This is a genomic window from Mucilaginibacter achroorhodeus (assembly GCF_007846095.1).
Lineage (GTDB): Bacteria > Bacteroidota > Bacteroidia > Sphingobacteriales > Sphingobacteriaceae > Mucilaginibacter > Mucilaginibacter achroorhodeus.
This window is the reverse complement of sequence record NZ_VOEI01000001.1, coordinates 997063-1009797: the sequence shown is the minus strand read 5'-3', so window position 1 is coordinate 1009797 and position 12735 is coordinate 997063. Positions and strand designations below refer to the sequence as shown.

Sequence of the window (12735 nt, the reverse complement as noted above, 5' to 3'; positions counted from 1 at the left end):
GTTGTTAGGACAATAGAAAATGACGCGATAAAGAATTTTAAAATTACTAACTTTTTTAGGATTTAGCGGTTCTATTTCTGACTTTTACCATTATGAATAATCTGCCGCCTTTAGCCGAACGTATGAGGCCTGCATCTCTCGATGATTATGTAGGCCAAAAACACCTTGTAGGTAAAGGTGCTGTTTTGCGCAAAGCTATAGAGAGCGGGGCTCTGCCTTCAATGATATTCTGGGGGCCGCCGGGTGTGGGGAAAACCACCTTGGCTTATATCATTTCACAATCGCTATATCGTCCATTCTTCTCACTTAGTGCTATTAACTCGGGCGTTAAGGATGTGCGCGAGGTGATAGAGAAAGCATCTGTACTTAAGGAACAGGGCGAGGTATTGCCGGTGCTGTTTATCGATGAGATCCACCGCTTTTCCAAATCGCAACAAGATTCGCTGCTGGGCGCTGTTGAACGGGGTATAGTTACGCTGATAGGCGCCACTACCGAAAACCCATCCTTTGAGGTGATATCGGCTTTACTTTCGCGGTGCCAGGTTTATATCCTTAAAGCCTTGGAAGAGCAAGACCTGCTTGACCTGCTTGCCGAAGCCATGAAAGAAGATGTGGTGCTGAGCAAACGCAACATCACCATTAAAGAACATGAAGCTTTGTTACGCCTCAGCGGTGGCGATGCCCGCAAGCTGCTTAATATTTTTGAACTGCTGGTGAACGCCATCGACAGTAAAAAAATCGTGCTTACCAATGATGTGGTGCTTGAGCATGTGCAGCAAAACATGGCCCTGTATGATAAAGCTGGCGAACAGCATTATGATATCATATCAGCTTTCATCAAATCTATGCGGGGCAGCGATCCAAACGGCGCCGTTTATTGGCTGGCGCGGATGATTGCAGGGGGCGAGGATCCGCTGTTTATTGCCCGGCGTATGCTGATACTGGCATCAGAAGATATTGGTAACGCTAACCCTAATGCTTTGCTATTGGCTCAAAGCTGCTTTAATGCTGTACAGGTGATCGGGATGCCAGAGTCGCAGCTGATACTTTCGCAAACCTGTATCTATCTGGCAACTTCGGCTAAAAGTAATTCTGCCACTACTGCTATTGGTTCGGCTATGTCTTTAGTGCGTGAGACCGGCGATCTGCCTGTGCCTTTGCATCTGCGAAATGCGCCAACCAAGCTGATGAAAAATATTGGTTATGGTAAAAATTACAAGTATGCCCACAGCTATGAGGGCAACTTTGCCGATCTTGATTTTCTTCCTGAGCAAATACGCGGCACTAAAATTTATGAGCCGGGTAACAATCCACGAGAGGCCGAGTCAAAAGAACGTTTAAAGAAATTATGGGGCAGCAGATACAATTATTAGTATCTTAAGCACCGCAATTCTTTTTGCGTCACCTTACACACACTCATTAATGATACTCACTTTTTTTAACCATGAGCTAAAATCTTTTTGGCGATCGAGAAATACAGGTAAAAGCATTGCCGTAAAGATCTTCCTCGGTTTGATGATCCTTTACCTTTTGGCTTGTGTAATTGGCCTGGGCGTTGTGCTCGATAAGCTTTTAGAGGGACTTTTTCCGCATGACGACCTGGTTGTTGCCTTTTGCGGCATCTTGCTGGTTTATTTTCTTTACGACCTGGTGATGCGCTTGCAGCTGCAGGAACTCCCTACCCTGAAAGTTCAACCCTACCTTCACCTACCTATTAAGCGCAACAAAATAGTAGGTTACCTGGCACTCACGGCTATTTTCTCGGTGTTCAATTTGTGGCCTATTATTTTATTTACTCCGTCCATCGTAAAGATAATAGCGCCTGAAAATGGTGCTATGGTGGCATGGGCAGTTTGGTTATCCATTATCGCATTTTCTATTTTTAACAACTACCTCGCGCTTTACATCAAACGCCGCTCTAACCTCAATGGCTGGATCTTTTTAGTGGTTGGTGTATTGCTTTCTCTGGTTGTTTGCGGCGATTATATATGGCATTTATATTCAATTCAGCATGTATCAAATTTGTTCTTTGGTAACCTGATCAAGATGCCTGTATTAGTGGTTGTTCCGGTGTTGCTGGCAGTGGTGATGTTCTTTGTAAACTTCTACTACTTAAAGGCCAACCTTTATCTGGAGGAGCTAAGCTCTAAAAAAGCCGAAGACCGCAAAAGCAGTACAGAGATTCCCTTCCTTGGCAGATTTGGCCATATAGGAGACCTGGTGGCTAACGAGATCAAGTTAATACTCAGGAATAAGCGCCCTCGCAGCGCGCTTATCATGGGCTTGTTCTTTATGTTTTACGGTTTGATCTTTTACACGCAAAAAGCCTATGGCGAAAGCATGAAGGTTTTTGTAGGCATGTTCATGACCGGTATCTTCATCATTAGCTACGGGCAGTTTATGTATAGCTGGCAGGCTGCACATTTCGATGGGATTTTGGTTAGCAAAGTAAAGTTTAAGGATTTCCTTCGGGCTAAATACATCCTTTTCACCGCTGTATCTACAGTTGCGTTTATCCTAACGCTGCCTTACGCCTACTTTGGCTGGCGCGTAGTGATGATCCATTTTGTAATGTATTTATGGAACATCGGTATCAATACAACAGTAGTACTTTGGTTTGCCAATTTCAACCAAAAGCGTATCGATCTGAGTAAAGGTGCATCATTCAACTGGGAAGGTGTTGGTGCAAGTCAATTGTTACTGTCTTTCCCTTTGATAATTTTTCCTTACGTTATTTACCTGCCGTTTTACCTGCTGCACCGTGTTGATATCGGCTTCGCGTTTATGGCAATAATAGCTATTGTATTTATTGCGACACGCGAGTACTGGATAAAACAACTGAGTAAAGATTTTGAAAACAAACGATATAAAATAGCCGAAGGCTTCAGAAATAAATAGCCATGATAGAGATAAAAAACTTAAAGAAAATATATAACGGCGTTACCGTTGTAAATGTACCTGCGCTGCAAATTAATAAAGGCGAAAGTATTGGCCTTGTGGGCAACAACGGCGCCGGTAAAACCACGCTGTTCCGTATGATATTAGATCTGATACGTGCCGAATCGGGCGAGGTATTATCTAATGGCGAGGTAGTGGCTGGCGGCGAAAACTGGAAGAACTATACGGCCGCCTACCTGGACGAAGGTTTCCTGATAGATTACCTCACCCCCGAAGAATACCTGTATTTTGTTGGTGGATTGCACCAGCAGAATAAGGCGCAGGTAGATGAGCAAACGGCTGCCTTAACCGAATTTTTCAACGGCGAGATCATCAATAAAGGCAAGTACATCCGCGACCTGTCTAAAGGGAACCAATGTAAAGTTGGTGTAGCAAGCTGCCTGTTGCAAAAGCCTGATCTATTGATGCTTGATGAGCCTTTTGCCAACATTGACCCCAGCACACAGTTCAGGTTAAAGAATATTCTTAAAGACCAGAATAAGAACAAAGGGGTCACCACCATTGTATCCAGCCATGACCTTAACCACGTAACCGATGTTTGTGACAGGATACTACTTATGGAAAAAGGCGTGGTTATAAAAGATATTGCAACCAGTTCTTCAACCCTGTCTGAACTGGAAGAGTATTTTGGTGTTGGGCAAACTATTGGGGCTGCCAAGCAAACTATCGAGTTTTTAGATAAAGAAGAGAACCACTAATGCGCATACGGTTATCACTTTTAGTTTCGTTTGTGTTTGCCGCCCAGGTTTATGCACAGCAACCCGGCCCGGCTATTGATGTGCAAAATTACCGGTTTGGTATCACCCTTACCGATGCGACTAACCTGATAAAAGGGGATGCGAACATAACTACGAAGATTCTCAGATCAACCCGGGAGATCAGCTTCGACCTGACCAAAAAGAATGCTACCGGTAAAGGCATGTTGGTATCTAAAGTTAAGGAAGCAGGCAAGTCGCTCAAATTTACACAGGACAGTGCCCATTTGGTAATAAATACCGTGGCAGTAGCTGGGACGACACATACGTACCATATTTCTTATGAAGGTATACCGTCAGATGGTTTAATCATTTCTACCAATCATTACGGCAAACGTACATTCTTTGGGGACAATTGGCCTAATCGTGCCCATAATTGGCTGCCGTGTGTTGATGCGCCTGCTGATAAAGCTTCGCTTGAATTTGATGTTACTGCACCGGCTAAGTACACCGTTGTTGCCAACGGCCTAAAAATAGCTGAGCAGCAATTGCCCGGGGGAAATAAATTAACCCGTTGGAAAGAGACAGCAAGACTACCTGCAAAGGTTATGGTAATTGGTGTAGCCGAATTTGCCGTTGATAAAGTTGCCTCACCGGATAACGTGCCGGTTAGCACTTATGTGTTTCCGGAAGATCAGGAAGTTGGTTTCAGATCATACGCTGTAGCAGCAGAGATACTGCCATGGTTTGCAAAACGGATCGGTACTTTCCCGTATAAGAAGCTGGCTAATGTACAATCCAAAACCATTTTTGGTGGGATGGAGAACGCAGGCGCAATCTTTTACTTTGAAGAGTCGGTTAAAGATAAAGGTATTGAGGCTTTGATGGCGCATGAGATAGCACATCAATGGTTTGGCGATGCTATCAGTGAGAAAAACTGGCAGCATGTATGGCTTAGCGAAGGATTTGCTACTTACATGACCAACCTGTATTTAGAAAGCAAATACGGTGTAGATAGTTTAAATAAGCGCCTGATGGCAGACCGCAAACAGGTCTTTAACTTTGAGAAAAGCTATAATGCTCCGGTTGTTGATTCGGCATTTAAAGGCAGCTTGATGAAGCTGCTTAGTCCCAACGCCTATCAAAAGGGTGGATGGGTGTTGCACATGCTTAGGCGTAAAGTTGGGGATGAAGCCTTTTGGAAAGGCATAGCTGCATATTACAAACAATATAACGGCGGTAATGCCAATACCGACAATTTTAGGATTGTGATGGAAAAAGCCAGCGGGCAAGATCTTAAAAACTTTTTTAATCAATGGCTTCGCACAGCCGGTCATCCTATCCTGAAGATGACCCGCAGCTATGATGATAAAACTAAAGAGATGGTTTTACATATTGATCAGGAAACCAACAAGCCTTTCAATTTCACATTAGAAGTTTCCGTTGATGGCAAACTTTACAAGCGTGAAGTAAAAGATGTAATCACAGATCTGAAATTTCCTGCCGGTAGCGCAACTGCCGAATTAAAATTAGACCCTAATACAAATTTGCTGGCTTCTTTTGTAGATCAATCGAAGTAAAAGTTTCTAATTATTTATTGCTTAAGTTTGGATAATATTAAATAATTGATATTTAATTTTGATAATTTCAAAAATTCAAAACTTTATATCTTTTTTATTTGTTTTTTCGTATAATTGAATATTGATAGTCACCGGGACACGACTTCTAAATATTTGAGAGAGTTATAAACAGATTGTATTACTTCTAAATTTACTATCATGACAAAAGCCTATCAATCCATTTATGTAGCATTTTACAGATGGAGTTTCAAAATTTTCGGCCAGGGTAGCTTACCTCAGTTTAAGTCGTTATTTAACGTGAGCTTTTTGCTGGTAGTGGTGCTTACCAATGTGATGCTATTAACCAAGCTGATGCTTAAAAGCCATTTGCTTACTTTAAATATGGGCACTGTTGTTTTAATAACTGCAGGTGCAATTTTCTTCCTGCTATTAAGCCATTTTGTGTTGTTAAACAATAGGATGTTGAAGTCGCTGAATACTAAGCTCGCTACTGTTAGCCGCCACAACAAGAACTTTTTTAGCGTAGTGCTATTGGTGAACGTAGTGTTTGCCTGCAGCCTGTGCTTCTTATAAGATACCAACCAATTATAAACCGATTAAGGGCTTGGGTAATACTTACCTGAGCCCTTATGTTTTTAATGCACCAACATCCTCATTTAAAACTTATTCACCATCTGCAGGTTATTTGTAAACTATGGCCAAACCATTGCTTGAGTTTACAGACCGCGGCATTTACTGCGAAAAAGGCAAATTTTACATTGACCCCTGGAAACCTGTGGACGATGCAGTGATTACCCACGCACATGCCGATCACGCTTACTGGGGCCATAAACGCTACCTGGCTCATCATTTATCCCGCGAGGTTTTGTTATATCGTTTAGGGGAGATAAACCTGCAAACGGTTGAATACGGTGAAACCATTGTTAAAAACGGTGTAACTATATCTATGTTCCCGGCGGGGCATGTGATAGGTTCTGCGCAGATAAGGGTTGAATATAAAGGCGTGGTGTGGGTGGTGTCCGGAGATTACAAAACACAGGACGACGGTATTTCTACACCTTTTGAACCGGTTAAATGCCATCACTTTATATCAGAGTGTACTTTTGGGATGCCGGTATATACCTGGAAACCCCAGGCAGACATTTTCAGAGATGTGAACAGCTGGTGGCAAAGTAACCTGGAACATGGGCTGGCCACGGTTATAGTTGGCTATTCGTTAGGCAAGGCCCAGCGCATCCTGCAAAACCTCGATCTGAGTTTGGGCAAGGTTTACACACATGGGGTTATAGAGAATACAAATGAAGCTTTACGCCGGAATGGCGTGATACTTAACCCTACTGAGCGCATAACCTCAGAATCATCAAAAGAAGAAGTCAGGAAAGGTATCATTATAGCGCCGCCATCGTCCGTAGGAACGCCGTGGATGCGCAAGTTTGGCCCATACAGTTTTGGGTATTGCAGCGGCTGGATGGCTATTCGCGGGGCCAAACGTCGCAGGGCGGCAGACAGAGGTTTTATCATGTCTGACCACGCCGATTGGGATGGCTTGGTAAGCGCAATTGATGCTACTGATTGCGAATGCGTATATCTTACCCATGGTTATACAGCTACGTTTACAAGATATTTAAATGAGATAGGTTTTAATGCCCGCGAAGTGCATACGCTATATGGCGGAGAAGAAGAAGATGCTACTGTTACTGAAAAAGATGAGAAAGAAGAAATAAGCGAACTGCCGAAAGATGAGCGTTCACCGCAATTAAAGGAGGCTGCTGAATGAAGGTATTTGCAAACTTATTTCTGGCTTTAGATGAGACCAATAAGACCAACGAAAAAGTTAAGGTACTCAAAGACTATTTTAACAGCGTACCCGATACGGATAAGATGCACATGCTGGCTTTGTTTACCGGCCGCAAACCAAAGCGACAGATCAATGCTACTTTGATACGTCATTGGGCCATTGAAGCATCAAATATACCGGCCTGGCTTTTTGAGGAAAGCTACCATGTAGTGGGCGATCTGGCCGAGACCATGTCATTACTGATGCCGGCTACGGAGAGCAGCAGCAGCAAATCGCTTACCGAATGGATAGGCGAAATAAACGACCTGGCTGACAAAACCGAGGAGCAAAAGAAAGAATGGCTCCTGGCATCATGGGCGATGCTGGACAGCCAGGAACGCTTTGTATTTAATAAGCTGCTCACAGGCAGCTTCCGGGTAGGCGTATCGCAAAATCTGGTAGTAAAGGCCCTTGCAGATGTTACCAGGATTGAGGCACCTGCACTTACCCACCGCATTATGGGTAAATGGATGCCTGAGGATTATACTTATGACCAATTGGTGGAGGAGCAAACAGCCTCTGATGATATATCCCGACCGTACCCCTTCTTTTTGGCTTACCCTATACAGGAGACTTCCGAAAGGCAAAAATCAGCCGAAGATCTGAGCGCTGCACTCGGCGAAGCATCAGATTGGCAGGCCGAATGGAAGTGGGACGGCATCCGCGCCCAGATGATCAAACGCGATGGCGAGATCTTTATCTGGAGCCGCGGGGAAGATCTCGCTACAGAGAAATTTCCGGAACTGCATCCGTTTTTATATGGCCTGCCGGATGGAACTGTGCTGGATGGAGAAATATTGAGTTTTAGTAACGGAAAACCAATGCCCTTTAACGTGCTGCAAACACGGATAGGGCGTAAAAATATCAGTAAGAAAATACTTGCCGAAAGCCCTGTGGCAACCATTGTTTATGATTGCCTTGAGTACAACGGAGAAGATATCCGCTCTAAAACACAAACTGAGCGGCGGGAGATATTAGAAAAACTGCAAAGCCAAACCAATGATCCTGAAACCTTCAGGATATCATCATTAATAAATTTTAGTAGCTGGCAGGATTTGGAAACCCAACGCGAGCAATCGCGGGCTATGATAGCCGAGGGCATTATGCTGAAACGCAAAAGCGCTACTTACCAGGTTGGCCGCCGCCGTGGCGATTGGTGGAAATGGAAGATAGACCCGCTATCTGTTGATGCTGTAATGGTGTACGCCCAAAAGGGTCATGGTCGCCGCGCCGACCTGTATACCGATTACACATTTGCGGTATGGGATGGCGACAAACTGGTGCCGTTTGCAAAAGCTTACTCTGGATTAACAGATGCCGAGATCAATAAGGTAGATTACTTTGTAAAGCGCAACACACTGGAAAAATTCGGCCCGGTGCGTACTGTGAAGCCTGAATTGGTGTTTGAGATAGGTTTTGAAGGGATCAATAAATCATCACGCCATAAATCGGGGATCGCCTTGCGTTTTCCCCGAATATTACGATGGAGGCATGATAAGCCAAAGGAAGAAGCAGACACTATTGAGAGCTTGAGGGCTTTGCTGGATGTGGGGTATGAGGGCGAAAATTAAGGAGCGGGTGCTTATCGTAGGAAGGGAATCGCTTTGACTAACCCCTCCCTGCAATTGCGCTTCTACCTTCCGCACCCCTCCCCAAGGAGGGAATTGGAAAATATCTCCTCATCAACTAAAACGAAGCTCCGGTGCTATTCCCTCCCTTAAAAGGATTTCGGCGCTTTGATAAACTTCTCTTCGTCATTACGCTTACGTCAGCAGCGCCCCTTCCAGAGGCGGGAATGAGAAAATATGTTCCAAACAAAAAAGCGACGAAGTATTACTCCGCCGCTTTTTATTTATAAGTACATCTGCTTATGCAAATCTTACTTGCTTAGTTAGGCTGGTAGGCTCAAGTTGCAGGTATTCTGCAAATACCCCACGTACCTTGTCTACGATCTCGTTACGGTTAATGGTCTGGGCATCACGGCGGCATTTCAGGTAATGCTCACGGGCAATTTTCTCTGCCAGATCGCCAAGGGTTTTTACCTTAAGCTCTTTACCGAATTTTCCTGCAAGTACCAATCCTGTTATAGAAGCAACCATCCCTATATAACCAATGGTACTGTATACAAAGCTTACGGTAATAAACAGCAATAGCGATAACGCAAAGGCCCAAACTATACCTTGTTTAGGGCGCAACAGGTTCATGTGTAAACCCATTTCATGCTCAACATCAGCAACAACCTCAATGCGGTTGTCACGTGGGAAAAGCTCACAAAGCTTAGTTGTAGGCTTAAGATCGCAACGATCTACTTCCTTTTTGGCATTAATGGCATTGCGTAATTTATAAAAAGCCTGCTGCGTGGTGCAGCTGCCTGCCTGTACCTCTTTAACCTTATTAACAACCAGATCGCATAAAGCGCCAAAGGTTTTAACGTGGTTAAGATCATCATTTTCGAACCTGATATTGAACGAACACTCAATTTTCGCCAATATATCGCCTATATTTTCCGGGTCGATAGTGTTTAAATTGACTATCGGCGCGCCATTCTTAAAACTTACTTTCAATCCTGTAGCACTAAATTAAACAAATGGGGTAAGCCGCCGCAAATATACGGCGGCTTACCGGATAATTCAAAACTGATGCCAGTGCTGAATTACTTACTTAAATACATTGATTTTTCTTTATATAGATGCCTGAAGTAAGGATCCATCAGGTTAGGAATAAACCTGATAGCCTCGCCTGTCGATTTCATCTCAGGACCAAGCTCCTTATTTACTTCAGGGAATTTATCAAACGAGAACACTGGTTCTTTTATTGCGTAACCTTTAAGCTTACGCTGAATAGTGAAGTCCTTTATTTTGTTAACACCCAGCATTACTTTAGCAGCAATGTTAATGTATGGCACATCGTAAGCTTTAGCGATGAACGGCACCGTACGTGATGCACGCGGGTTAGCCTCAATTACGTAAACCTTATCATCTTTAATGGCAAACTGAATGTTAAGCAAACCACGAACGTTAAGCGCGCGAGCTACTTTTTCAGTGTATTCTTCCATCTGGCTGATCACGTTATCGCTCAGGTCGAACGGAGGCAATACTGCATACGAGTCTCCTGAGTGGATACCGGCAGGCTCAATGTGTTCCATCATACCAATGATGTGTACATCCTCACCATCGTGGATAGAATCTGATTCTGCCTCAGCCGCGCGGTCAAGGAAATGGTCTATCAATACACGGTTACCGGGGAGATTTTTCAACAAATTAACCACAGCTTTCTCCAGGTCCTCATCGTTTATCACAATGCTCATACCCTGGCCGCCAAGTACGTAGCTCGGGCGAACCAATACTGGGTAACCTACCTCGTGTGCAACTTCAAGGGCTTCTTCAGCGCTTTCGGCAACGCCATATTTTGGATAAGGGATACCCAGGTCTTTCAACAGGTCAGAGAAACGGCCACGGTCTTCGGCAATATCCATATTATCAAATGAGGTACCGATTATTTTGATGCCGTGTGCGTGTAACTTCTCAGCCATTTTAAGAGCGGTTTGGCCACCCAGTTGCACAATTACACCCTCAGGCTTTTCAAGGTCGATGATCTCACGGACATGCTCCCAAAAAACCGGCTCAAAGTATAGCTTATCTGCCATATTAAAGTCGGTAGATACGGTCTCAGGGTTACAGTTAACCATGATAGCTTCGTAACCGGCCTCTTTTGCAGCAAGTAAACCGTGTACACAGCTGTAATCGAATTCGATACCCTGGCCTATACGGTTAGGGCCTGAGCCCAATACGATGATCTTTTTGCGGTCTGATACTTTCGACTCATTTTCACCTTCGTAAGTTGAGTAGTAATATGGTGTTTGTGCGGCAAACTCTGCAGCACAGGTATCTACCATTTTATAAACCCTTCTTAAGCCTAATTCCTTGCGGCGTTGGTAAACATCCTCTTCAGTAACATTACCAAGAATGTAAGCGATCTGCGTATCAGAGAAACCTTTTTGTTTAAGGGTGTAGAAGAAATCATCAGGAATGTTGTTAAGCGAATACCTGCGTAACTCATTCTCCAGGTTTACCACATCCTGTATCTGGTTCAGGAACCAGCGGTCTATTTTGGTTACCTTACGGATAGACTCCATTGGTACACCAAGGCTCATGGCATCGTAAATGTGGAACAACCTGTCCCAGCTTGGATGCTCAAGGCTGTGCATGATTTCCTCGAGGTTGCGGCTCTGGCGACCGTCTGCACCTAAACCTGCACGACCGATCTCCAAGCTCTGACAAGCCTTTTGTAAGGCCTCTATAAAGCTACGGCCTATACCCATTACCTCACCAACAGATTTCATCTGCAGACCAAGCTCGCGGTTAGCGCCTTTAAATTTATCAAAGTTCCAGCGAGGGATCTTCACGATAACATAATCAAGCGTTGGCTCAAAGTAAGCCGAAGTAGTTTTGGTGATCTGGTTCTCAATTTCGTCAAGGTTGTACCCTATTGCAAGCTTGGCAGCAATTTTAGCGATAGGGTAACCGGTTGCTTTTGATGCCAGGGCTGATGAGCGCGATACACGAGGATTGATCTCGATTGCGATGATCTCCTCGTTTGCAGGGTTAACAGAGAACTGTACGTTACAGCCACCTGCAAAGTTACCAATGGCACGCATCATTTTGATGGCCTGGTTACGCATCTGCTGGTAACAACGGTCGCTCAGGGTCATGGCTGGTGCCACGGTTATGGAGTCGCCGGTGTGGATGCCCATTGGGTCAAAGTTCTCGATAGAACAGATGATAATTACGTTGTCCCGGTTGTCACGTAACAGCTCCAGCTCATACTCTTTCCAGCCCAATACTGCCTGCTCCACCAATACCTCGTGGGTAGGTGAAGCCTGTAAACCACGGCTAAGCGCGGCGTCAAAATCTTCTTTTTTATGTACAAAACCTGCGCCTTTACCACCAAGCGTGTAGCTTGGGCGTATAACCAGCGGGAAACCGATTTCCTGCGCACCTTCTTTACCTTCAAGGAAAGAGTTGGCAATTTTTGATTTGGCAACACCTACACCGATGTCAACCATCAGCTGGCGAAATGCCTCTCGGTTTTCAGTTTTCTCAATGGCTGCTACGTCAACACCAACCACTTTTACGCCATATTTTTCCCAAATACCGCGTTCTGATGCTTCAATACAAAGGTTAAGCGCAGTTTGGCCACCCATTGTAGGTAATACAGCATCAATTTTTTGTTCCTGAAGTATTTGCTCAATACTCTCGCAGGTAAGCGGTAAAAGGTAAACATGGTCGGCTATAACCTTATCTGTCATGATGGTTGCCGGGTTGCTGTTGATTATGGATACGGAGATGCCTTCGTCTTTCAGCGAAAGGGCAGCTTGCGAACCTGCATAATCAAACTCACACGCCTGACCGATAATAATAGGGCCAGAACCAATAATTAATACGGATTTGATGGAGGTGTCCTTGGGCATAGGGCTTTAAATCAAAAAGTTAAAAACGGGCGTTTAGCCATTTAACAACAAGTTCTATGCGCTGAGATTGTGAAGTATTTTCCCGACTCAGCATCGGGGTGCAAAGATAGTAAGTTGCAAGGATTTACCGTGTTAAATTTTCAAATTTAATGCGGGGCAAATAAAGGATGGGGTTTAGCAAACTTGAGGGTATGT

9 protein-coding genes are annotated in these 12735 nt (G+C 44.4%); 7 read left to right on the top strand and 2 right to left on the bottom strand.

The window, feature by feature from the left end; genetic code table 11:
* The first annotated feature begins 92 nt into the window (after nucleotides 1-92).
* From FPZ42_RS04695 to FPZ42_RS04665, 7 genes are all read left to right on the top strand, one after another.
* The gene (locus tag FPZ42_RS04695) at nucleotides 93-1373 is read left to right on the top strand and encodes a replication-associated recombination protein A (protein ID WP_146269315.1); all 1281 of its coding nucleotides are present in this window, start codon (nucleotides 93-95) and stop codon (nucleotides 1371-1373) included.
* Between the two features lie 49 nt (nucleotides 1374-1422).
* The gene (locus tag FPZ42_RS04690) at nucleotides 1423-2898 is read left to right on the top strand and encodes a DUF5687 family protein (protein WP_146269314.1); all 1476 of its coding nucleotides are present in this window, start codon (nucleotides 1423-1425) and stop codon (nucleotides 2896-2898) included.
* A gap of 2 nt (nucleotides 2899-2900) precedes the next feature.
* Nucleotides 2901-3656: an ABC transporter ATP-binding protein gene (locus FPZ42_RS04685; protein ID WP_146269313.1), complete on the top strand. Its 756-nt coding sequence runs from the start codon at nucleotides 2901-2903 to the stop codon at nucleotides 3654-3656.
* Complete coding sequence (locus FPZ42_RS04680; protein ID WP_146269312.1) at nucleotides 3656-5233, top strand: M1 family metallopeptidase; 1578 nt, start codon at nucleotides 3656-3658, stop codon at nucleotides 5231-5233. Before FPZ42_RS04685 ends, FPZ42_RS04680 begins: the two co-directional genes overlap by 1 nt.
* Before the next feature lie 198 nt (nucleotides 5234-5431).
* Complete coding sequence (locus tag FPZ42_RS04675; RefSeq protein WP_146269311.1) at nucleotides 5432-5806, top strand: hypothetical protein; 375 nt, start codon at nucleotides 5432-5434, stop codon at nucleotides 5804-5806.
* Nucleotides 5807-5927: 121 nt separating this feature from the next.
* Nucleotides 5928-7010: a ligase-associated DNA damage response exonuclease gene (locus FPZ42_RS04670; protein WP_146269310.1), complete on the top strand. Its 1083-nt coding sequence runs from the start codon at nucleotides 5928-5930 to the stop codon at nucleotides 7008-7010.
* Nucleotides 7007-8641, top strand: a complete 1635-nt coding sequence (locus FPZ42_RS04665; RefSeq protein ID WP_146269309.1) for an ATP-dependent DNA ligase — start codon at nucleotides 7007-7009, stop codon at nucleotides 8639-8641. The genes FPZ42_RS04670 and FPZ42_RS04665 overlap by 4 nt, the downstream gene beginning before the upstream one ends.
* Before the next feature lie 297 nt (nucleotides 8642-8938).
* Here the strand turns inward: FPZ42_RS04665 and FPZ42_RS04660 are convergent, their stop codons facing one another.
* Both FPZ42_RS04660 and carB read right to left on the bottom strand, forming a co-directional pair.
* Nucleotides 8939-9634, bottom strand: a complete 696-nt coding sequence (locus FPZ42_RS04660; protein WP_146269308.1) for a hypothetical protein — start codon at nucleotides 9632-9634, stop codon at nucleotides 8939-8941.
* Nucleotides 9635-9723: 89 nt separating this feature from the next.
* Nucleotides 9724-12540, bottom strand: coding sequence for a carbamoyl-phosphate synthase large subunit (gene carB, locus FPZ42_RS04655; protein WP_146269307.1), 2817 nt, complete (start codon nucleotides 12538-12540; stop codon nucleotides 9724-9726).
* Between the last annotated feature and the right edge of the window lie 195 nt (nucleotides 12541-12735).

Coding starts and splice junctions, on each gene's coding strand:
- FPZ42_RS04695 (WP_146269315.1), top strand. CDS start 93: ATGAATAATCTGCCGCCTTTAGCCGAACGTATGAGGCCTGCATCTCTC.
- FPZ42_RS04690 (WP_146269314.1), top strand. CDS start 1,423: ATGATACTCACTTTTTTTAACCATGAGCTAAAATCTTTTTGGCGATCG.
- FPZ42_RS04685 (WP_146269313.1), top strand. CDS start 2,901: ATGATAGAGATAAAAAACTTAAAGAAAATATATAACGGCGTTACCGTT.
- FPZ42_RS04680 (WP_146269312.1), top strand. CDS start 3,656: ATGCGCATACGGTTATCACTTTTAGTTTCGTTTGTGTTTGCCGCCCAG.
- FPZ42_RS04675 (WP_146269311.1), top strand. CDS start 5,432: ATGACAAAAGCCTATCAATCCATTTATGTAGCATTTTACAGATGGAGT.
- FPZ42_RS04670 (WP_146269310.1), top strand. CDS start 5,928: ATGGCCAAACCATTGCTTGAGTTTACAGACCGCGGCATTTACTGCGAA.
- FPZ42_RS04665 (WP_146269309.1), top strand. CDS start 7,007: ATGAAGGTATTTGCAAACTTATTTCTGGCTTTAGATGAGACCAATAAG.
- carB (WP_146269307.1), bottom strand. CDS start 12,540: ATGCCCAAGGACACCTCCATCAAATCCGTATTAATTATTGGTTCTGGC.